General features: G+C 50.8%; 16 protein-coding genes. 10 read left to right on the forward strand and 6 right to left on the reverse strand.

The window, feature by feature from the left end; genetic code table 11:
• Nucleotides 1–255: 255 nt before the first annotated feature.
• Both ACO0K3_RS03295 and smc read right to left on the reverse strand, forming a co-directional pair.
• Complete coding sequence (locus tag ACO0K3_RS03295) at nucleotides 256–1362, reverse strand: cell division protein ZipA C-terminal FtsZ-binding domain-containing protein (protein ID WP_422981835.1); 1107 nt, start codon at nucleotides 1360–1362, stop codon at nucleotides 256–258.
• Nucleotides 1359–4883: a chromosome segregation protein SMC gene (gene smc, locus ACO0K3_RS03300; protein WP_422981837.1), complete on the reverse strand. Its 3525-nt coding sequence runs from the start codon at nucleotides 4881–4883 to the stop codon at nucleotides 1359–1361. The genes ACO0K3_RS03295 and smc overlap by 4 nt, the downstream gene beginning before the upstream one ends.
• A gap of 415 nt (nucleotides 4884–5298) precedes the next feature.
• Between smc and dapC the strand changes: the two genes are divergently transcribed.
• The 10 genes from dapC (at nucleotide 5299) to ACO0K3_RS03350 (ending at nucleotide 16352) form a co-directional block, all read left to right on the forward strand.
• Nucleotides 5299–6537: a succinyldiaminopimelate transaminase gene (gene dapC, locus ACO0K3_RS03305; RefSeq protein WP_422981839.1), complete on the forward strand. Its 1239-nt coding sequence runs from the start codon at nucleotides 5299–5301 to the stop codon at nucleotides 6535–6537.
• A 98-nt stretch (nucleotides 6538–6635) separates the two neighbouring features.
• On the forward strand, nucleotides 6636–7466 hold the full coding sequence (dapD, locus tag ACO0K3_RS03310; protein ID WP_422981841.1) for a 2,3,4,5-tetrahydropyridine-2,6-dicarboxylate N-succinyltransferase: 831 nt from the start codon (nucleotides 6636–6638) through the stop codon (nucleotides 7464–7466).
• A gap of 97 nt (nucleotides 7467–7563) precedes the next feature.
• Nucleotides 7564–8700, forward strand: a complete 1137-nt coding sequence (locus ACO0K3_RS03315; protein WP_422956698.1) for a PilT/PilU family type 4a pilus ATPase — start codon at nucleotides 7564–7566, stop codon at nucleotides 8698–8700.
• An 8-nt stretch (nucleotides 8701–8708) separates the two neighbouring features.
• Nucleotides 8709–9089: an ArsC family reductase gene (locus ACO0K3_RS03320; RefSeq protein WP_422981843.1), complete on the forward strand. Its 381-nt coding sequence runs from the start codon at nucleotides 8709–8711 to the stop codon at nucleotides 9087–9089.
• A gap of 5 nt (nucleotides 9090–9094) precedes the next feature.
• Nucleotides 9095–10222 (forward strand): succinyl-diaminopimelate desuccinylase, encoded by a 1128-nt coding sequence (dapE, locus tag ACO0K3_RS03325; RefSeq protein WP_422981845.1) that lies wholly within the window; start codon nucleotides 9095–9097, stop codon nucleotides 10220–10222.
• On the forward strand, nucleotides 10219–11115 hold the full coding sequence (gene prmB / locus ACO0K3_RS03330) for a 50S ribosomal protein L3 N(5)-glutamine methyltransferase (RefSeq protein WP_422981847.1): 897 nt from the start codon (nucleotides 10219–10221) through the stop codon (nucleotides 11113–11115). Before dapE ends, prmB begins: the two co-directional genes overlap by 4 nt.
• A gap of 156 nt (nucleotides 11116–11271) precedes the next feature.
• On the forward strand, nucleotides 11272–13263 hold the full coding sequence (locus ACO0K3_RS03335; RefSeq protein ID WP_422981849.1) for an ATP-binding cassette domain-containing protein: 1992 nt from the start codon (nucleotides 11272–11274) through the stop codon (nucleotides 13261–13263).
• A gap of 793 nt (nucleotides 13264–14056) precedes the next feature.
• A complete protein-coding gene (locus ACO0K3_RS03340; protein WP_422981851.1) occupies nucleotides 14057–14590 on the forward strand; it encodes a GNAT family N-acetyltransferase in 534 nt (177 codons plus the stop codon).
• 48 nt (nucleotides 14591–14638) lie between these two features.
• Complete coding sequence (locus ACO0K3_RS03345; RefSeq protein WP_422981853.1) at nucleotides 14639–15019, forward strand: tautomerase family protein; 381 nt, start codon at nucleotides 14639–14641, stop codon at nucleotides 15017–15019.
• Between the two features lie 220 nt (nucleotides 15020–15239).
• The gene (locus tag ACO0K3_RS03350) at nucleotides 15240–16352 is read left to right on the forward strand and encodes an NADH:flavin oxidoreductase/NADH oxidase (protein ID WP_422981855.1); all 1113 of its coding nucleotides are present in this window, start codon (nucleotides 15240–15242) and stop codon (nucleotides 16350–16352) included.
• A 221-nt stretch (nucleotides 16353–16573) separates the two neighbouring features.
• Here ACO0K3_RS03350 and ACO0K3_RS03355 read toward each other — a convergent pair whose 3' ends face one another.
• The 4 genes from ACO0K3_RS03355 to ACO0K3_RS03370 all read right to left on the reverse strand — a co-directional run bounded on the left by ACO0K3_RS03355 (nucleotide 16574) and on the right by ACO0K3_RS03370 (nucleotide 21874).
• Nucleotides 16574–16960, reverse strand: a complete 387-nt coding sequence (locus tag ACO0K3_RS03355) for a 2OG-Fe(II) oxygenase (protein ID WP_422981857.1) — start codon at nucleotides 16958–16960, stop codon at nucleotides 16574–16576.
• Nucleotides 16961–17059: 99 nt separating this feature from the next.
• A complete protein-coding gene (locus ACO0K3_RS03360) occupies nucleotides 17060–17764 on the reverse strand; it encodes a DNA alkylation repair protein (RefSeq protein ID WP_422981859.1) in 705 nt (234 codons plus the stop codon).
• A 306-nt stretch (nucleotides 17765–18070) separates the two neighbouring features.
• Nucleotides 18071–18964 (reverse strand): DNA ligase, encoded by an 894-nt coding sequence (locus tag ACO0K3_RS03365; protein ID WP_422981861.1) that lies wholly within the window; start codon nucleotides 18962–18964, stop codon nucleotides 18071–18073.
• 261 nt (nucleotides 18965–19225) lie between these two features.
• Nucleotides 19226–21874, reverse strand: a complete 2649-nt coding sequence (locus ACO0K3_RS03370; RefSeq protein ID WP_422981863.1) for a polysaccharide deacetylase family protein — start codon at nucleotides 21872–21874, stop codon at nucleotides 19226–19228.
• Nucleotides 21875–21899 lie beyond the last annotated feature (25 nt).

Genomic DNA, 21899 nt, shown 5'->3' on the forward strand with positions numbered 1-21899 from the left:
GCCCATACACGAGCTCATCATGTCATTTTATTGCAAAATTTTAAAACCTCGCACGATGACATATCGCTGTATCAGGTTTGCCAGCCGGGTATAACGCTGCATCTCGACTACAGGATTTTTCGAAGTTTTTACAACTGAATCCGCATACTAGATGCGGCCTTCAGAGGCATTTTGGTCTAGAAGGCGCACCAGTATTACGGGTTCATTGCGGATTCGTTTTTAAAATCAGAAAAAACTGATCCTATATTGCCAAAACTAACTAAACAAGCGCTGAGCACGAGTTGATCCTGCTGCGATATCCGCCTCTGCCATGGCGGCATAAAATTCGTTCACCTGTCCTGCGATTTCGTCCAGTGCGGTCTTAGAGATTGGCTGATTACCGTCATCTACAACGGTGCCACCAAGCCGTGTCGCCAGCGATTTGGCACAAGCTGCCATCGCACCAAAACCATCGCGCAAAGGTGCGACACAAGGCACGTCCAGCAATAAGGTCAGGCGCGCAGTCACTGTTTCGCTGACACTGACATTGGTCGACAAAGTGAACAGATTGCCACCGTCACCGTCAGGCATCACCAGGCGACCATCTGGCCGCACATCAAATCCCTGTTTCTCCAATGCCGCCAGCAGCGTGCTGACAGCCCAGGGCGCGCCGTTGCTCATGACATTTACACTGAGTTGCGCATCGTGCTCAGACACGAACTGATGCAAGTCACGCGCATTCGACATGACACGATTCATGTCAGGAATATCGGGATGCGCATTTAATCTGTCTGCAATTTCACGTAATTTTGTGACAAATTCAGAGTATTCCAGTTCATTCAACGGGCCGCCGCGACTGACCATCTGCACACCAGCAAACAGCGTTGTGTAAATGCCGCCATGGGCAACTACATCACGTACGCCGTCGTGGCTGAGTCCGATAAAATGAACCGGTTTTTTACCTACGTATTTCAATCCCTGAATTTCTGTCAGCAATTTTTCACCACGTACCGGCGCATCGAATTCGAGCGGAATGATGCAGTCGATGAGTTCATCGACGGGCAAGTCTTTTTCCGAGGCATCGAATGGGTTAGCCTGAGAAATCGCTCCCGGCATTGACGCGGGCGACTGCCGCCCGAAGTCAGAATTATCCTCTGAAAAATCCGTATCCAGGCTGGGCTCATGACGCGGCGTATCGTAGCCATCTTCTTGAAAGCGCGGCTCCGTCACTGCATTAGGATTCATCAAAACATCGTCATGACCACTGCCAAAGGCCTGATCAACACTTTTCTTTGCTTTATATTCTTGCCATTTATTAAAAATCACAACACCGACAACGATGGTTCCACCGATTGCTAATAAGCTGATTTGTAGATCTGTCATGCTGCTTGCGCCTCAGATACGAAATGTGCTGCGGACTCCATGTCCACGGCAACGATACGAGAAACCCCCTGCTCTTGCATGGTGACGCCAATCAATTGCTGCGCCATTTCCATCGCAATTTTATTATGGGAGATGAACAAAAACTGTGTGTTAGCGGACATACGTTTCACCATGTTACAGAAACGTTCCGTATTGGAATCATCGAGCGGCGCATCGACCTCATCGAGCAAGCAGAATGGTGCGGGGTTCAACTGGAACATCGAGAACACCAGTGCTGTCGCAGTCAGGGCTTTTTCACCGCCGGATAACAAGTGAATTGTGGCATTTTTCTTACCCGGCGGCTGGGCCATGACCTGTACACCGGAATCGAGAATTTCGTCGCCAGTCATAATCAGTTTTGCCTGACCGCCACCGAATAAAATCGGGAACAGTTCGGCAAAATGATGATTCACTTTATTAAAAGTATCCTGCAGCAAATCGCGTGTTTCTATGTCGATCTTATGAATCGCATCCTGCAAGGTCGTGATTGCCTCGTTCAGATCGGCATATTGTGCATCGAGGAAAGTCTTGCGCTCTGTCGCTTGCGCCAGCTCGTCCAAAGCCGCCATATTCACCGCACCCAAGGCGGCGATTGCGTTGGTCAGTCGGGTCACTTCACCTTGCAGATACGATGGTTTCATATCATCGTGCAATTTCTGCGCAAGAGCCTGCTCATCAACCTCAAAATTACGTAATTGCTCAGCAAATTGTTCTTGATTCAAACGAGCTGCCTGCTCCTTCAATTGCAACTCTACGATGCGATCCCGTTGCGGCTGAAGACTGCGCTCTACTTGCATCTTACTTTCTTCGACCTGACGTAATTTTTGCGTCAATTGATCGAGTTCGTGACGCGCATCAGCCAGAGCGCGCTCCTGGTCGCTACGTTTCTCCAGTAAGGATTGCAAACCGGCTTGCGCCGTCTGATCATCCATTTCTTCCAGCTCAAGACGACCTTGCTGCATATTGGCAAAAAGCTGTGCAGATTGTTCGAGCGCAGTGGCGATGCTGCGGCGCAGTTCTTCCATCTTATTGCGATGTGATTTCTCTGCGAAGGCGGCCTCTTGCGCTGCCAGCTCCAAGTCGCGCAAGCGTTGACGCGCATCGCTCAGATGCTGTTCTTTTTCCAGATAATTTGTCTGGCCTTGCTCATGATTTTCTTGCAGTTCCGCAAGCTCGATATCGAGCATTTCAAATTTTTCTTCCGACTCGACCCGCGCTTGTTGCTGTTCGCTTTCCTGCTCGGCAATTTCAGCCAGATCGTTCATGATTTGCGTGCTGCGCTGATTAAAGCGTTCCTGCACTTCGGCCAACTTCATAAATTCAATTTGCAAGCTATGCATCGCTTGAGTCAGACTACTCACCCGCTGCCGCAATTCCTGTAAATTCTGCGATGCCTGTGTATAGGCCGACTCTGCACGCACGGCGCGGGTCTTGGCCTCATCGGCCAGCATGTGCTGAGCGCGGGATTGTTTTGTAATATTGTCGATCTCTTGCTGACGGGCGAGCACGCCATCTTGCTCAGAATCTGCCGCATAAAAGCGCACACTGGTTTTACTGATGACATGGCCTTGCCTGGTGATAAAGCAGGCACCGGCAGGCAGCTTGTCGCGCTGCTGAAACGCGTTGACAACATCATCGGCAGCATAGACCTGATGCAACCAATCCTGCATCAGGCTACGCACACCGGCATCATTGAGTTGCAGCAAAGAGAGCAAGGGTTGTAAGCCGGGAACCAGATCCGTTGCGGGGGCAATTACTTGCGGCGTATACAAAGCGAGTTTGGCAGGCGGCGCATCACTAAAGAAGGCTTTCGCCCAGTCGAGATTTGACATCTCCAGCGCTGACGTACGTTCGCGCAATACCGATTCGAGTGCGGTTTCCCAGCCTGCCTGAATATGGAGTTTTTGCCAGAGCTTAGGCAGTCCGCTCAATTCATGCTTCTCTAGCCAAGGCTGTACTTTACCCTGACTTTGTACTTTTTCCTGTAACTGCTTGAGTGCCTGCAGACGTGCATCAAGCTGAGTAGATGCCGCAGTATCAAGATTCACCTGCTGCTGTGCGGCGCGCCGCTCCTCTTCCAGTAGAGGCAAACACTCTTGCGCCTCTTCCAGTTGCATCGACGATTCTTCGAGCACCTGTTTTTTCTCTTCGAGTTGAAGCGAGAGATTTTCCAGATGGGCATTGTCCGGCATAGCCAGACCCTGCTTTTCCTGTTGCAGACGTTCTTTACGGGTTGCCAGCGTGTTCAGGATATTCGATGCATTGCGCTGATGCGCAGACTCCAGCTCAATCTGCTGCTGCAACTGCATAATTTTGGCACGCGACTCGGTAGTCTTGAGCTGTGCTTCACGCCAGACCTGCTCTAATGCGGGAATCTTATCGTTCTGTTGCTGCGCGATTTCCTGCGCCTGTTCGGAACGTTCATTGAGCTCTTCGACATGGACTTCCGCCTCGGACAAATCGTCCTGAAATTGCTGTCCCTGACGCTGCCACTGATCTCGCTGCGCGGTCAATGAATTTAACTGACTTTGCAAGCGACTACGTGATTCAATAACGAACTTGATTTGCGCTTCCAGGCTGCCGATTTCTGCATTAGTCTGGTACAAGTGACCTTGCGCCTGATGCATTTTGTCGCCGACCGCATAATGCGCCTGGCGCATCTGCTCCAGCTCCAGCTCAACGTGACGCAGCTTGGCAGTTTGTTCTTCCAGATCAAGCTGGGTTTTTTCTATTTCGGCAAAATGACGTGCCTGCTCGTTCGCGGCCTCGTTTTTGCGCAACAACCATAACAATTTTTGTTTTTCTTCCTGATCGCCTTGCAACTCATTATATTTATTCGCGACAATCGCCTGCGCTTCGAGTTTTTCCAGGTTGGCATTCAGTTCGCGCAAGATATCTTCCACCCGGACCAAATTTTCATGCGTGTCATGAATCCGGTTTTCAGTTTCACGGCGGCGCTCTTTGTAACGCGAGACGCCCGCAGCCTCTTCGAGGAAAATCCGCAACTCTTCAGGCCGCGCTTCGATAATCCGTGAAATCATACCCTGACCAATGATCGCGTATGCACGGGGACCGAGGCCGGTTCCCATGAAAATATCCTGAATATCCCGGCGACGGACGGGCTGACCGTTGATGTAGTAGGTGGAGGTACCGTCGCGGGTCAGCGTACGCTTGACAGCGATCTCGGCATATTGACTCCACTGACCGGCGGCTTTTCCCAGACTATTGTCGAAAACCAGCTCTACCGAGGAGCGTCCGGCGGGTTTGCGATGCGTAGAACCGTTAAAAATAACGTCCTGCATCGATTCGCCGCGCAGCTCTGATGCCTTGGATTCACCCAAAACCCAGCGCACTGCATCAATAATATTGGATTTTCCGCAACCGTTAGGGCCAACTACACCCACCAGCTGCCCTGGAACCTGAAAGTTAGTCGGATCAACAAAAGATTTGAATCCCGACAATTTAATGGAAGTTAAACGCACGTTATAAAATTTTGTTATCTTTTATGTTCAAATTCCGCTCCAGGAAACGACAAAATCGTGTCAAATTTGTCTGTATTTCTGTAAGCACCCGATCCTATCTGATCATCATAACATTTTGACGCCGCCGAAATCCGTTTTTGATACAGCATTCCACGACTGTTACTGCGCCGCAAGCCTGCTCTGAGCGCTATAATACGTTGCTTATGCGTCGACTATGTGCGACTCATGTGTCGCTTATAGATCTCCTTATACGACGTCGATTAGTGCCGGTCAGCGTCGATAATATAGACGGCTTCATGCGCAGCTTAATCCGCTATCGGGTGTTTCACATGGCTGCACCTAGTCGTATTTGCTTTACATGATGTTATGAGACGCATTCTTCAACCTCAGTTCCACAACTAAACGTGAATTTCTAGTGAATCCTTTCCTGCAAAAACTTCAGCCCTACCCGTTTGAAAAACTAAAACGCTTGTTTGCGGACGTCAAACCGAATCCTGCATACAAAGCCATCAGTCTGGGAATTGGAGAGCCGAAGCATCCGACGCCGGCATTTATTCGCCAGGCAGTCACGGATCATCTGGATGGCTTGAGCGCCTATCCGTCCACCGCAGGCTCGGACGCATTGCGTCTTTCGATTGCACAATGGCTGGCACGTCGCTATGACATACCGGCGCTGGATGCTGCAAGCCAAATTTTGCCTGTCAACGGCTCCCGTGAGGCGCTCTTCGCGCTGGCGCAAACGGTCATTGACCCAAGTAATAACGAGCACGGCAAACCGATTATTCTGTGTCCGAATCCGTTTTATCAGATTTATGAAGGCGCCGCCTATCTCGCTGGCGCAGAGCCTTATTTTGCAAATGCCGATCCGGCACGTAATTTCGCCCCCGATTACAAGAGCATTCCCGATGATATCTGGAAGCGCGTCCAGTTACTCTATATCTGCTCGCCAGGCAATCCGACCGGTGCCGTGCTGACCATGGACGACTGGAAAGAATTGTTCGATCTCTCGGACAAATACGGCTTTGTGATCGCCGCGGATGAATGTTATTCCGAAATTTATTTCAAACCGGAGGCGCCATTAGGCAGCCTGCAAGCCGCACGCGCCTTTGGCCGCACTGATTATCGCCGCCTGATCACGTTATCGAGTTTGTCAAAACGCTCGAATGTGCCGGGCATGCGTTCCGGCTTCGTTGCGGGTGACGCAGAGATTATTAAAAACTTCCTGCTATACCGCACCTATCACGGCAGTGCCATGAGCCCCAGCATCCAGTCTGCATCGATCCTGGCCTGGAATGATGAAGCCCATGTGCAGGAAAACCGTGAGCAGTACCGTCAAAAATTTGCGCAAGTCACACCACTTTTACAAGAAGTTCTGGACGTGAATTTGCCCGATGCCGCCTTTTATCTGTGGGCGAAGGTCGATAAATTCATTGCGATTTCCGACACCGACTTCGCCAAGCGTCTTTACCAAGAATATAATGTGACCGTTTTGCCAGGCAGCTATCTGGCACGTGATGCCCACGGCATCAATCCCGGTCAAAATCGCATCCGTATGGCACTGGTTGCCGAAGTCGAAGAATGCATGGAGGCAGCGCAACGCATCGTCGCCTTCACCAAGAAACTTGCCGCTGAACGACCACAAAAGCCATCGTGACCGCCGTGACCCGGCTATAAAGTGACACCAAAGCGCGCAATATCTCATTCAATTACATTCAATTACTTAACTATTTTCTTCAAACTGACTGAACTAACATGACTCAACAATTACAGCAAATCATTGATCAAGCCTGGGAAGATCGCGCCAGTTTCTCACCAAAATCAGCACCCGCAGAATTGCGCGAGGCAGTTGCCCATGTATTGGCAGAACTCGATTCCGGCGCCCTGCGCGTGGCAGAAAAAATCAGCACCGGCAACTGGCAAGTCAATCAATGGATCAAAAAAGCCGTCCTGCTGTCCTTCCGCCTGGAAGACAATATCGTGATGCCATCTGGCGATCACATGCAGTTTTACGACAAAGTTCCGACTAAATTTGCCAACTACACACAAGATGATTTCGTCAAAGGCGGCTTCCGCGTGGTACCGCCTGCCGTGGCGCGTCGCGGCAGTTTTATCGCTAAAAACGTAGTCCTGATGCCGTCTTATGTCAATATCGGCGCCTACGTCGATGAAGGTGCCATGGTCGACACATGGGCAACCGTAGGTTCGTGCGCGCAAATCGGCAAGAACGTTCATCTGTCCGGCGGCGTCGGCATTGGCGGTGTTCTGGAACCGATGCAAGCCAATCCAACCATCATTGAAGACAACTGCTTCATTGGCGCGCGTTCTGAAGTCGTTGAAGGCGTCATCGTGGAAGAAAATTCCGTGATTTCCATGGGTGTCTACATCGGCCAGTCAACCAAAATCTACGATCGCGCCACAGGCGAAGTCACCTATGGTCGCATTCCTGCCGGTTCTGTTGTAGTCTCTGGAAATCTGCCATCCGCAGATGGCAAATACAGCCTCTACTGCGCAGTGATTGTGAAGCGTGTCGATGCACAGACCCGCTCCAAAACCAGCATCAACGAATTGCTGCGCGGCGCGTAAATTTCTGTTTCGATCAGGGGAGCTGGACTCCTCTGACCGGAGATGTATTGTGAATAATCATTTTCGTTTTTGAATCGTTTTTGAATAGGGACACACCATGGCAATGGATCGCTTATTCCAGTTGATGAAAGAAAAACAGGCGTCTGACATGTTTTTCGCCATGAACTCGCCCATCCATCTAAAAATTAACGGCAACCTGCTGCCGATTAATCAGCAGAAAATGGATCAGGCGAATATCTTGTCACTGCTGAGTGAAGTGGTCGCCCCGGAGCACATGCAGCAACTCGAACGCGAAAATGAACTGAACATCGGTATCGGCGCACCAGGGATTGGCCGCTTCCGCTTGTCGGCGTTCCGTCAGCGCGGATCGGTATCGGCCGTATTGCGTTTTGTTCCCGGACATATTCCTGCGCTGAACACGCTGCACTTGCCGCCAGTGTTATCCGATCTGATTATGGAAAAACGCGGCTTAATCCTCGTCGTTGGTGCAACAGGATCAGGTAAATCAACCACCATCGCGTCCATGCTCGATCATCGCAATGAGCTGCGTACTGGCCATATTCTGACGCTGGAAGATCCGATCGAATATCTGTTCCGCAGTAAAAAATCAATTGTGAATCAGCGCGAAATCGGCACCGACTCCGACAGCCTGAAAACCGCACTGAAAAATTCTCTGCGTCAGGCACCGGACTGCATCTTGATCGGTGAGATCCGCGATCTGGAGACCATGCTGGCAGCGATTGCCTATGCGCAGTCCGGCCATCTGGTTCTGGCGACACTGCATGCGAATAATAGTTATCAGGCATTGAACCGGATTATCAGCTTCTTCCCGATGGAAAACCGCAATGCGCTGTTATTAGATTTGTCCTCATCGATTCGCGCCATTATTTCGCAACGTCTGATTCGCTCCATCGATGGCGGCCGCTGCCCGGCAGTCGAGATCATGCTCAATACCCGCTATGTTGCAGAGTTGATTGAGCAAGGCGACATCTTCCAAATCAAAGAAGCGATTGAAAAAAGTCTGTCACCAGGCTCGCAAACCTTCGAGCGTGCATTAATGCATTTGATCCGGGAAGGCCTGATCAGTCAGGAAGAAGGTCTGGCCAATGCAGACTCTGCCAATAACCTGTTGTGGCTGCTGAACAATGAAATGGATCAGACACAGTCCGCACCAGAACCCGAACCGGAAAAGAAAGAAGAAGCGTCTTTCACCGAGTTCACACTGAATATGTAAAGAGAAGAATGCACTCACTCGTTTTATATGGCATCCCGAATTGCGATACCGTCAAAAAAGCCCGCACCTGGTTGCAGGAGCAAGGTATCGCATTCACCTTCCATGATTTTAAAAAAAATGGATTGGATCGCGCAACCATTCAACACTGGTTACAACACAAAGATCTCGACACTCTGATCAATCGCAAAGGCACGACCTGGCGCGCATTGACGGATGAGCAAAAAGCCTCCGTCAGCGATATCGATGCCGCCATCGCATTGATGATCACCTCGCCATCCGTGATTAAACGTCCGGTTTTACAGATGCAAACAGACTCTGCCGCATCAGCAACAACGTCGCATATCGAAGTCGGATTTTCGGCTCAACAATACCAACCTCTTTTCAAGTAATCGCCATGAGCAAAACACTCGCGCTGACAGAAAAACTGATCGCGCTCTCTTCCGTCACACCGGAAGATAAAGGCTGTCAGGACGAATTAATTTCTCTGCTCAGCCCACTCGGTTTTACCTGCGAAACCATCCAATCCGGCGACGTCACGAATCTATGGGCACGTCGTGGTACGACACAGCCTTTGCTCGTATTTGCCGGTCATACCGACGTCGTCCCGACGGGTCCGGTCGATCAATGGCAATCGCTGCCGTTCACACCAACACATCGCGACGGTAAGTTATATGGTCGTGGCGCCGCCGATATGAAAACCTCGATTGCGGCATTCGTCGTCGCCTGCGAAGAATTTATTGCGGCAAATCCCAACCACAAAGGCTCCATCGGCTTTTTGATCACTAGTGATGAAGAAGGGCCGGCAACCGACGGCACTGTCGTCGTGTGCAATCAGCTCAAAGCACGCGGCGAACAACTCGATTACTGCATCGTTGGCGAGCCGACGTCGGTTGATCAACTGGGCGATACCATCAAAAACGGTCGCCGTGGCACGATGTCCGGCAAGCTGACCGTCAAAGGCATACAGGGCCACATCGCCTATCCGCAGCTCGCCAAAAATCCTATTCACCTGGCCGCACCGGCATTGGCTGAAATGGTCGCCGAAGTCTGGGATGAGGGTAACGAATATTATCTGCCGACCTCATGGCAAATCTCGAACATCCATGCGGGCACTGGCGCCTCGAACGTCATTCCCGGCTCGATTGTGATCGATTTCAATTTCCGGTTTTCTACCGCCAGCACAGCCGAAGGATTGCAGCAACGTGTGCATGCGATTCTGGATAAAAACAACATGGATTACGACCTCAAATGGACCATCGGCGGCCATCCTTTCCTCACACCAAAAGGTGAGTTAAGCGATGCGCTAGGTGCAGCGATTCACGCAGAAACCGGCGTCACCACAGAATTATCGACCACTGGCGGCACGTCGGACGGCCGCTTCATCGCCAAAATCTGCCCGCAAGTCGTTGAGTTTGGCCCGCCGAACGCCAGCATCCACAAGATTGATGAGCACATCGAGGTGCGTTACATCGATCCGCTCAAAAACATTTATCGCCGTACTTTAGAAAATCTGCTGACATGAGCAACCTGCCCGCCTCCATCTTCCTGACCATGCGCGATTTATTGCGTCATGCCGTCACTCGCTTCAACACCGAAAAATTATTCTTCGGCCACGGCAGCGCCAACGCACTCGATGAAGCCGCCTATCTGCTGCTGCATACACTGAAACTGCCACTGGACAAGATTGATCCGTTTCTGGATGCCCGCCTGTTACCGCATGAAATCGAAGCCGCTTTAGCCGTCATCGAACGCCGGGCGACCGACCGGGTACCAGCGTCCTACATCACCAATGAAGCCTGGTTAGGCACCTACAATTTCTACGTCGATGAGCGAGTCATTGTGCCGCGCTCCTTCATTGCAGAATTAATCCCCGAACATTTTTCTCCGTGGGTTCAGGATCCGGATGCGATTACCAGCATTCTTGAATTGTGCACCGGCTCCGGCTGCCTACCCATCATGCTGGCAGATGCCTTCCCTGACGCACAAATTGACGCTGTCGATATCTCCAAGGATGCATTAGCGGTTGCGCAGCGCAACGTCGACACCTATGAGTTGCAAAACCGGATTACCCTGATCGAATCCGATCTCTATACCAATGTACCAGAGAAAAAATACGACCTGATCATCACGAATCCGCCGTATGTCAATTCCGGCTCGATGGGCAAGCTCCCGCAAGAATATCTGCATGAGCCGCAAATCGCACTGGCAGGCGGCGAAGACGGCATGGATCTGGTGCGCAAAATCGTTGCAGGTGCAGCGCAGCGACTAAACAAGAACGGTATTCTGATGGTAGAAATCGGCAACGAACGTGAGTTTGCAGAACAGGCATTTGGCGATCTGGGTCTGACCTGGCTCACCACTAGTGCTGGTGATGACATGGTATTTTTGCTCCATGCAGACCAATTGACCGGATAAAACGTCGTCCCGTAGCTGAATCCGCCACCCGGCGCACAGCCACAAAAAAACAGATACTAGGTACCAGTATCAACTAGCAGCAACCAAAGCCGCACAACTGATGTGCGGCTTATGCATTTTTAAACAGATACTCCCCATTTTTTAAGTTAGTACACAATGATACGTCTTCAACAAGTCATCCTGGCGCGCGGCACCAAGCCTTTATTCGATAGCGTCGATGTCACGCTCAATCCCGGCGACAAGATAGGCTTGATCGGCTCCAACGGTGCGGGCAAATCCAGCCTGTTCGCCATGTTGCGCGGCGAGCTGCATCCTGATCAGGGCAGCATCGAATTCCCCGCCAAATGGCAACTCGCCCACGTCGCCCAAGAAACACCGCCACTGGAACGTAGTGCGATTGATTACGCGATTGACGGCGATACTGCGTTACGCAAACTCGAAGCCCAGTTAGCCGAACTCGAAGCCCAACCCGACACACCGGAGAATGGCCTCGCGATTGGCGAAATGTATGGCGCACTGGCCGATGCCGACGCCTACACCGTGCGCTCACGCGGTGAACAATTATTGATCGGCCTCGGCTTCACGCTAGTCCAAATGGAGCAATCTGTCGCCAGCTTCTCCGGTGGCTGGCGTATGCGTCTGAATCTGGCGCAAGCCCTGATGTGCAAATCCGACTTACTGCTGCTCGATGAACCGACCAACCATCTGGATCTGGACGCGATTATCTGGCTGGAAGACTGGCTCAAGCGTTATACCGGCACTCTGCTGATCATCTCGCATGACCGCGACTTTCTCGATGGTGTGGTGAATGTCGTCGTGCATATTGACGAGCGCAAACTCAAGCGTTATTCGGGCAACTACTCCGCATTCGAGCGCCAGCGTGCTGCCCAGCTGATTCTGGCCCAAGGCACCATCCTCAAGCAAAATCGCAAGCGCGCCCACCTGCAATCCTTCATTGACCGCTTTGCCGCCAAAGCCTCTAAAGCTAAGCAAGCACAAAGCCGTATCAAAGCACTGGAGAAAATGGAAGAGCTCGCACCACTGCGGGAAGCAGCTGAATTTTCGTTTGAATTCCGCGAACCGCTCAGTGCACCAAACCCCATGCTGGTCATGGAAGACGTCGATTGCGGCTACCGCGTTGAGTCCAAAACCGATCACAGCTTTACCGAAAGAACGATCGTCTCCGACGTCAAATTCTCCCTACAAATCGGCCAGCGTATCGGCCTGCTCGGCGTCAATGGCGCAGGTAAATCCACTCTGATCAAAACCATCGTCGGCGACATCGCCCCGCTGTCCGGCACTATGCAAACGGGCAAAGGCTTATCCATCGGCTACTTCGCCCAGCACCAGGTCGAAATGCTGCGCCATGACGAATCACCACTCTGGCATCTGGCCCATATCGCACCGAATGTCCGCGAACAAGAATTGCGTAACTTCCTCGGCGGTTTCAACTTCCCCGGTAGCATGGTCACTAGCCCGATCGCCCCGTTCTCCGGTGGAGAAAAAGCCCGTCTCGCCTTGGCCATGATCGTCTGGCAGCGCCCGAACCTGCTGCTGCTCGATGAACCAACCAACCATCTGGACCTGGAAACCCGCGAAGCATTGACCGAAGCCCTCGCCCAGTTCGAAGGCACACTGGTCGTCGTCTCCCATGATCGCCACCTACTACGCGCCACCACGGATCAATTCATCATCGTTGCTGACGGAGAGTTATTACCATTCGACGGCGATCTGGACGACTACAAAGACTGGCTGTTCAAAAACAAACTCGCCAAAGAATCCGCCCCGTCGTTACCAGCCAAAACCAAAGAAAAACAAGACGCGTTGCCACAAGCAAAACCAGTCCCCGTGGCTGAACAAATCGACGACAAAGAAAAGAAGCGCCGTGACGCCGAGCAAAGACAAAAACTCGCCGCCCAACGCAAACCCATCGAATCCAAGATCAAACGGCTAGAAGAGCAAATGGCCAAGCTCAACACCAAGAAACAAGACATCGCAGCCCAGCTCGAAGGCAGCGACATCTACAGCGATGCCAACAAAGAGAAGCTAAAAGGTCTCTTACTGGATCAGGCGTATCTAGTGAAAGAGCTGGAGCAAACAGAAGCAGACTGGCTGGAGCAGCAGGAGTTTTTGGAGGCTGTGTCGTAAGGAAGCTGGCTCACTACGGCAGCTATGTAGGTACGATTAGCGCAGTGTAATCGTACCTGCACGAACCGATTTAGTAGTTTAAAGAATAATGTGCGGAGCGGTACTTTAAACAAAATTTCCTATTACTTTTTATGACTAAGTGGCACGAGAGACAGGCTTGAATAAAAAACCACAACCTTCGAATGTCATTAGATCGTGCGTATTTGCATCTATCATCTTAATGGCTTTGCAATTTTTTTGCATTCAAGTTCTATATCCAGAGGCAAACGATTTTGTTCCAACCGAAACAGTAGTTAGAACATTTAGTTACGAAAATAGATCGGGCAGAAATACGGAACAAACTTTTGTAGGAACACACCGGATATTTTGTGCGGCTAATTTTTTAAATGCTGGTTATCCATGCCAATATTCGTATTTAAGGGGTAAAACTGTCACTGTTAAAGTTGCTCCTTACCCTGTTTTATTTGGTACGGGAGAAGTCATAACAAATATGAAGACTCTTGATGGATTAACTCTAATCGACCTTAGTCGCGGACAATTGGTTGATCAATGGGTCACGTAGTCTTACTTTGGTGCTTTCTTTTTTACGTTTGGACTTATCGGCTTTTTTGCGTTGGTTTTGCACGTCTTATCGAACAAAGAGAAATATAAATGAGCCATGCCTCTGATTCAGTCTGCCTAGATGCGATTAGTGCAACGCAATCCCACCTAAAACTATCTCTACGTCAATAAATCATGTCAGGCCGCATCTAGGTAACAAACTCCACCCTCTCGACAACGTCAAACGATCACCATGCCCGTCATCATCACACCTGCAAGCAGCACACACGCCGATGCGGTGCTCGATTTTGAGATGCAGAATCGCGCCTATTTCGAGCAATGGGTACACAGTCGTACCGACGCTTACTACCAGCCAGCGCGTGTGCGTGCCTCATTGCATGCGGCCGAGACTGAGCGTGAGCAGGATAAGTCGTTTCAATATCTGATCTGGACGACGGCATCAGATACGATTCCAGCGCAATTAATCGGCAGGATTAATCTGACGAATATCGTCCGTCCGCATTACAACAAGGCGACGCTCGGTTATCGCATGGCGCAGCATGCAACTGGCAAAGGGCAAGCCAGCGCGGCGGTACAACTGATCATGCAAGAAGCCTTCGGCCCACTCAAGCTTTGGCGTCTTGAAGCTGTGGTACGACCATCCAATATCGGATCAACCAAGGTGCTGGAGAAAAATGGTTTTCACGTCTTTGGCAAGTCACGACGCAGCGTTGAGTTGCATGGCGAATGGCATGATCTTTTGCACTTCGAGCGATGTGCCGAATAATCGATTAAGCTACCCGTTCCTATTTTGCAGTTAGCCTAAGGAACGCGTATGCCATTCATCACACTTACTGTCCGCAAACCCAAATCCAGTGAATTCAAATCCGCCGTACTGGATGCCATTCATTCTGCCTTAGTCACGTCCGGCGTACCCGATACGGACAAATTCCAACGGGTATTGGAACTGGATGCTGACGACTTTCGGTACGATAGTCATTACCCTGATCTCAGCTCTGCACGCACGGACGATTTTGTGCTGATCGAAATTCTCTGGTCGGCTGGTCGCAGCGTCAAGGTCAAGAAAAAACTCTTAGAAGATCTGATGCAAAAACTGACTCTGGCAGGATTAGATTCTGAGAATGTGATGGTCTGCTTTAAAGAAACCACCTGGGAAAACTGGTCATTCGGCGGAGGCCGCTTGATCCATACTTGAGTCCGGATTTTTGATCAGGTTGCGATCACTTCATGACAATACAGATTGCATGCGCTGCTTAAACGAAAGCAGCGCCATCGGCATTTGATCGTGAGCTCGGTGGCAACCGGCTGACCATCTATCGCGCAGCACGAATCGCCAGCACTGGGTCACTGCTCTTCGACTAGCGCATCCAGTCGTAGTTTTAAGATTTATATATGCAAGCACAGAAAGAACATCTATGAGCGCCCTTTTTACACCGGTCTCTATCGGTACACTTACATTAAAAAATCGCATCATCATCGCACCGATGTGTCAGTACTCTGCCGATGAAGGACAGGCGACCGACTGGCATATGTTCCATCTCGGCAGTCTCGCGTTGTCCGGTGCAGGCATGTTAATTATCGAGGCAACTGCCGTGGAGCCGGAAGGCCGTATCACGCCAGCTGATTTAGGTTTATGGTCGGATGCGACTGAAGCTGCATTAGCGCGTGTGCTAAAGGCGTTGCGGACTTATTCGGCAATGCCGATTGCAATTCAGCTCGCACATGCTGGACGCAAAGCATCGAGCCAGACGCCATGGGATGGCGGGCAATTGATCCCGGTTGCCCAAGGCGGCTGGCAGACCTCATCGGCATCGGCAGTACCTCATAGCGAACACGAAACTCCGCCAATTGCACTGGATCAGGCCGGATTAACAAGGGTAAAAAATGCCTTCGTCGCAGCCGCAATACGCAGCCATAAACTTGGTCTTGATGCGATAGAAGTGCATGCAGCCCATGGCTATCTGCTGCACCAATTTTTATCGCCCATATCGAATCAACGGACCGACCAATACGGCGGCAGCCTGGAAAACCGCTTGCGTTTTCCGCTGGAGGTATTCGAAGCCATACGGGCCGCGATTCCCGCAGACACCCCTGTCGGCATTCGGATTTCGGCAAACGACTGGGTCGATGGTGGATGGAATACAGAACAAAGCATCGTCTTTGTGAAAGCTTTAGAAGAACGTGGCTGCGCTTTCGTCCATGTCTCTAGCGGAGGTATTTCGCCACATCAAAAAATTCCGGTCGAACCTGGCTATCAGGTCGGTTTCGCAGCCCAGATCCGCCAACACACCAAGGTGCCTGTCATCGCCGTTGGCCTAATCACAGAAGCAGAACACGCCGAGTCGATTATCGCCGACGGACAAGCCGACATGGTTGCCCTCGCCCGCGGCATACTCTACGATCCACACTGGCCTTGGCATGCTGCAGCAAAATTAGGCGGCACGGTAGACGCCCCGCGCCAATACTGGCGCTCACAACCACGTGAATTGAAGGCCTTGTTTGGTGCGACGTCGATTGGTCAGCGTTAATGCAAGGATTGGCAAATCCGGATATTGGCAAACCCGGATCTTCGATTACAGCCAATTACAGCCAATTGGCGCAATTGCAGTTGTAGCGCTCTCATCTAACAATCTGCGTTTATATGCAGCGATAGCGGTCTAATAGCAAATCCGGGTTACAGCACGCTTTTGAAACAATCACCTGATTTTGTGACACAAACAAAACCAGGATGTTTGAGGCAAACTCGCGACTACCCGGATTTTGTTACCCGACCCAGCACCCAACCGACCGATAGTACATAACGACTTCCGCCAACAACGCGGGTGACGCTGTGTTCGCAGGTGTCGGGGCGAAATAGCTTGATTCTTTTTGAGTTGTAAATTGGTGTCGCACAGATAAAATCGCCACCGGAACGTGGTGATTTCAGGATGAGATTGAGCCGGTAATGACGTCCATTTTGTATCGGATCGGTATGCGGCGGGATTTCGGTACCGTCGGGATAGCGGATGATGTAGCTGTCGAACGGAAGCGGCCAGGGTGCCGTGAGCAAAAGCATTTTGTCATACCCTGTGCCCTGCCTGCCTCGCTGCCAGCGAAAAACTTTGGATAGATACATGCGCAGGGATGTGAGTGCCATAGCGGTGTGGTGGTTTGGTATTAGTGATGAAGGTAGACGGCGAAGATGAACGATGTATTTTCGTGATGTCTATGCCCGATTCCGATGTGCAGATCGTGGTCAGAGTTTATGTAAATTCTTACTGGCCTCGCGCACGCTCAATCCCGATAATTGTTCTTGGTGTGCCTGTAAAAACTGACGGATAAAATCAGGATCGTGCCAGGCATAATCGCGTAAAGCCCAGCCAATCGCTTTGCGAATAAAAAATTCTTTTTCTTCTGCGCAGAGTAATGCATAGCGGCTGAGCCGATCGACATCAGTCGCCTCACGCCAGCCAAGTTGATGCAACAAAGCGATGCGTCTCACCCAAAAATCAGGATACTGAATTGCCGTATCCATCAAGGCTTGCACTCGCCTGTCTGGCGTGAGATGCGCTCTCAGCACATCACCAGTTATACCAGCCAAGCCATCAACGGTATCCCACCATGATTTGGATTGCACCAGCGTTAGTAGCTGCGCAATCGTATCCGCCGGGGGTGCCGCTGTCAGGGCAGGAATATATTTCGCCAGCAGATCAATCGCGACATACTGGTACTCACGTTCTGGTAAAGACCAGAGTTGATCTGCCATTTCAAAAAGTTGTGTGGCAGTTGACGGCTTGAGCGCACGGATCAACGGCATGACAGCTTGACGACGTATCGGAGCAGCAATGCCAAGATAGTCGAAGCGATCTTTCATATAAGCGCGCATACCTGGAGCGCGCTGCGGATCGGCGAATGGGATCAAGGCTTGCTGAAAGCCGGTGATGATGGTGCTTTGTATCATCCTGATTACCATGTAATACACAATTCCTAAAACTCAATCCGCAATGCTGGTGCGGCTTAGCGAGCAAAAATCGTCTGAAAGGCGCATCAACATTGCGCAATCTATTTCGGAAGTTTCTAAAAACCTCCAAATTAAAAAATCCCATTGACAGGACTTAGGCAAAAACCAAGACCTCTCAACACAGAGGCACGGAGTACGGAGCACAGAGCGGAGAAAAGCAGGCGTAAGCGGTACGGAGTGTTTTCAGAAATCCCCTCTGCTGATACGCGACAGTCAATGTCATCCCTCGCCTGCTACGCTAGCTCACTACTCACTGGGTCTGCTGCGCAAAAAACTCGCAAACTTCGGCAGCCCCGTCGAAGTCAGATCACGATAGCGATAAGTGACTGTGCTGCCGATCGCCGGCGGATCGCGGCGCTGTGCGTCACTCAATCCGGTTCCCAGGCGGAAGCGCTGCCCATCAGGAGTTTGCACGACCAGTGCGCCTAACAAACCCTGATATTTGCCATGCCCTGCTTCATGAGCGACGACAACGGCTTCGGCATCGAGCTGCGGTTTTAGCTTTAGCAATAACTCGGATCGTCCTGTCTGCCAGGTCGCATCTGCTCTGTGCAGCATCAAACCTTCACCACCGCCATGAACAACTTGCGCGAGTTGTAGCTTGAGGCTTGCTTTGTCTGCGATACGTGTCTGCGCTAATACCTGCAACCAGGCGACATTCGCTTTTGCCACGCTTGCCTCTAAGCTAGCAATCCGTTGCGAAAAGTCGCCCTCGCCGTTTGGCAGCTCATACAGTTGATAGCTAATTGACTTCCACTCAGCATCATCGGGCTCCTGGCGGCGTACTGCTGCAGACACCTGATCAAAGTGGCGGCGTCCCATCCACAGTTCGCCATCCAGAGCATGCTTTGGTAATGCCGCGGTGAACCAGGCTGGCGCGTGGATTATTTTGCCACTACGAAAACGTAATTGCTGTCCATCCCAATATGCCCGCACGCCATCAAGCTTTTCACTCACCAGATAGCGCGTGACATCAAATTTATCTGCGTAATTTTGTGCGAGCAATAAAGGCGGCGCAGTGAATTCACTTTGAGCACTCGCAGACTGTGCTGCGTAGGCAGAAACGGCGGGATGCAAGACGCCGCTGAGCAATAGCAGCGCAACTATTTTTCGCAATGGCGGGAGTTGAGGAGTTTTCATCAAAAATCCAATCGCATGAAGATGTTTAGTAAATTCTCTACAAAGGATACAGAAGGATGGACACAACATGGATCGGGCAAGACATAACTACGACACAGATTGGTAATGCCATTCAATCCAGCCACAAAAACCTGAGATTACCATCCCTGCATAGGCAAGGACGCCGCTAGATTTCAACTCTCGCCAGAACGATAAAACTAAGGCTAGACTTAACTCGACTGCATTAATCTAGCGGACTAATTTAACCCAGTTTGATTTAGTTCAATTCAGTTTTTTTAAGGCTTCTTTTACCGCTGCTGCGCTCGGACTATTTGGCGCCAGTTGCAAGAAATTGTTGTAAGCGACTTTGGCCTTCTCATTCTCGTTCAGGCGAGCGCGGGCATCTCCCAGGTTCAAATACGCAACGGCTCTCGACGGATCGATTTGTAGAGTATTTTCAAACCAGCGAGCGGCCTCGGCGTATTTCTCTTGTTTGAAATAGACGAAGCCCAGATTATTGGCTGCCAGACCGAAGTCAGGCCGGTATTTCAGTGCCTCAGTAAATGCCGCCTCTGCCTGCGCATATTGCTTCTCACGATAATGTTGCAAGCCTTGATCGTTGGCGCGCTGCGCTAGCTGACGAGACGAGGCATCGGCGGGTTTGGGTGCGGCAATTTTTTGCTCGCCACCGTTCAGGTTCTTGATGACGATTGTCGTATCGTTACCCGCCTTGACACGTGCACCATCGAGTTTGCTGTTGAGCGCAATTGCGTCGGCCGATAACTGATCCGTTTTTGCATTCAAAAATTCTGCTTCACTACGCACCTCGAACACAAATTCACCACCCTCTGATCCGGGCAAACTGCCGAACGCAGGCGTTTGTTGTGAGACGCTGGAGACGGCAGGAGCGATGTAGGCGGCGAGCTCTGTCGCGGTGATCATACCGTCACCATTCAGATCCGCCTTGCCCGACAAGGCTTGCAACAGCGTCCAGGTAAAGACTGAGTGTCCGTTCGGACCGCCGTCGGCGACCAGCTGATCGGCACCGCCGGCCGTTAACATCTGGCGACCAAGTCGCTTCGCATTCTCACGCAAGAACGAACTGCTGCCACTGCCGCGCGTCAATCCCAGTCCGCTGTAACAGGCATCCATGACAAACAAGACGTGCTTGGCATTCAGGTTCTCGGCAATGTTCTGTAAGTCTGTCATTGGGATCGCATCGACAGAAACCTGCTCAGGATCAGAATCGACCGGAATAATGTAGCCAAGGTTACGGCCTGAACTCAGTTTGCGCGTGGCGCCATGACCGGCGAAGAAGACAAAGACACGATCGTCTTTTTTCAATTGGCCATGCCCTAGCTTATCGTGAAACACCGCAAGAATATTATTTCTGGTGGCATCAGCATTGGTCAGCGTGATCACCTTATCACCAGCAAAACCCATGCGATTGACGAGTGTGTCGCGGATCGCATTGGCATCTTGCACGGCGTATTGCAGTTTCGGCCATTTGGCATAGTCGTTAATCCCGATGACAACAGCCCAACTGTTTTGATAATCGGTCGTGACATTGAGTTTTTCTACCGGTGCCTTGTTATCTTTGCCAATCTTAAATTCATTACCATCCCATCCTGCAAAACGATAACCGTCCGCGATCAGCCTGTCTAATACCAGAGGCAAAGCCTTGACAGTACGTTCATGAATATCATGGAACAAAATAATGCCGCGCTGCTCTTTATCGACCGTGGCGAGCACACGATTGGCAATCGAGTTCGGCACCGGATCGGCCCAATCCAAGGAGTCGATATTCCACATCACCGAGCGTAATCCCAGGCTAGACAAAATCTCCATACCCTCTTTATTTTTCGCGCCGTAAGGGAAGCGGAACAATGACGAGCGTGCAGGATCGATTGCTTTCAGGAGCTGATCGGTTTGTGCAATTTCAGCATGTAGGCTGTCACCATTTTGTTTGGACAATAAGGCATGACTGAAACTATGATTGGCTAATGTGTGCCCCGCAGCGAGTAATTTTTTGCTGGTATCCGCATTCTTATTCAGTTTTTCTTTACCTTGCGCATCAATACTGCCGACATTGCGCCCCACCTGAAAAAAGACAGCCGGTACGTTGTATTGCTTCAATATCGCTGCGATTTCGTCGGTGTAGGTTGAGTGCGGACCATCATCGAAAGTCAGTACGACGGTTTTGGCCGGCAGACCTGTGCCGAAAATTTCTTTCTCTTTTGCTGAGTTGCCAGCAACTTCCGGCATGTCCGGATAAGGCAAAATCACGCCGTAATCTTTCAGAATTTGTTCACGCGGATATAGTTTGCGCAATTTGGTCAGGTAGTCATCCCAGCGCTCGCGCTTGAGCTCAATCGAGCGCGATTCAAAACGGGAAAAGATATCCTTGAGTTCCTTGTCGTATTCTTTCTCGATCTCGTTTAAAGCTACAAGATCCTCAGTGACCCGCTTGTGCAGTTTGATCGCGGGTAAAGTCTGTTCGCTGGCAATGGCTTTTTGCAATTTGAGCAAAACCTCCTGAAACGCCAGACGGTCAGCGTCGTATAAGCCATCACCGGATTCGATAAAACTCAGCATCGCGTCAAATGCTGCTTCACGCTCGGTGGTTTTATACGCTTGTACTGTTTTTAAATACGCATCGACATTCTCCAGTCGCACCAGATTCTCATGAAACAAGGCTTGACCTATACGGTTCGCAGCGGCTTTCTCTTTGACCGACAAAGTTTTTTCATCTGCCAGCAATACAATGACTTTGCGATACGCAGCAAGAATATCGTTGAATTCTTTGGGTAATCCGTTTGCCGTCCGATCAACTCCGGATAGCGCTGCAACTCCGTCAGCACTGTCTATGGACTTCTTGGGGGTCGATTGAACAAAAAAATAAGCGGTAATTGCTACCGCTATTGTGATCATAACTGCGACAAGCGCTAGAAGAATT

Source organism: Undibacterium sp. Rencai35W (genome assembly GCF_049340185.1).
Taxonomy (GTDB): Bacteria; Pseudomonadota; Gammaproteobacteria; order Burkholderiales; family Burkholderiaceae_D; genus Undibacterium.

Bases quoted from the DNA above. Each gene is read 5' to 3' on its own strand.
- prmB (WP_422981847.1), top strand. From the start codon at position 10,219: ATGAGCAACCTGCCCGCCTCCATCTTCCTGACCATGCGCGATTTATTG.
- ACO0K3_RS03350 (WP_422981855.1), top strand. From the start codon at position 15,240: ATGAGCGCCCTTTTTACACCGGTCTCTATCGGTACACTTACATTAAAA.
- ACO0K3_RS03335 (WP_422981849.1), top strand. From the start codon at position 11,272: ATGATACGTCTTCAACAAGTCATCCTGGCGCGCGGCACCAAGCCTTTA.
- ACO0K3_RS03370 (WP_422981863.1), bottom strand. From the start codon at position 21,874: ATGATCACAATAGCGGTAGCAATTACCGCTTATTTTTTTGTTCAATCG.
- ACO0K3_RS03320 (WP_422981843.1), top strand. From the start codon at position 8,709: ATGCACTCACTCGTTTTATATGGCATCCCGAATTGCGATACCGTCAAA.
- ACO0K3_RS03340 (WP_422981851.1), top strand. From the start codon at position 14,057: ATGCCCGTCATCATCACACCTGCAAGCAGCACACACGCCGATGCGGTG.
- ACO0K3_RS03345 (WP_422981853.1), top strand. From the start codon at position 14,639: ATGCCATTCATCACACTTACTGTCCGCAAACCCAAATCCAGTGAATTC.
- ACO0K3_RS03355 (WP_422981857.1), bottom strand. From the start codon at position 16,960: ATGGCACTCACATCCCTGCGCATGTATCTATCCAAAGTTTTTCGCTGG.
- dapD (WP_422981841.1), top strand. From the start codon at position 6,636: ATGACTCAACAATTACAGCAAATCATTGATCAAGCCTGGGAAGATCGC.
- ACO0K3_RS03315 (WP_422956698.1), top strand. From the start codon at position 7,564: ATGGCAATGGATCGCTTATTCCAGTTGATGAAAGAAAAACAGGCGTCT.
- ACO0K3_RS03365 (WP_422981861.1), bottom strand. From the start codon at position 18,964: ATGAAAACTCCTCAACTCCCGCCATTGCGAAAAATAGTTGCGCTGCTA.
- ACO0K3_RS03295 (WP_422981835.1), bottom strand. From the start codon at position 1,362: ATGACAGATCTACAAATCAGCTTATTAGCAATCGGTGGAACCATCGTT.
- ACO0K3_RS03360 (WP_422981859.1), bottom strand. From the start codon at position 17,764: ATGATACAAAGCACCATCATCACCGGCTTTCAGCAAGCCTTGATCCCA.
- dapE (WP_422981845.1), top strand. From the start codon at position 9,095: ATGAGCAAAACACTCGCGCTGACAGAAAAACTGATCGCGCTCTCTTCC.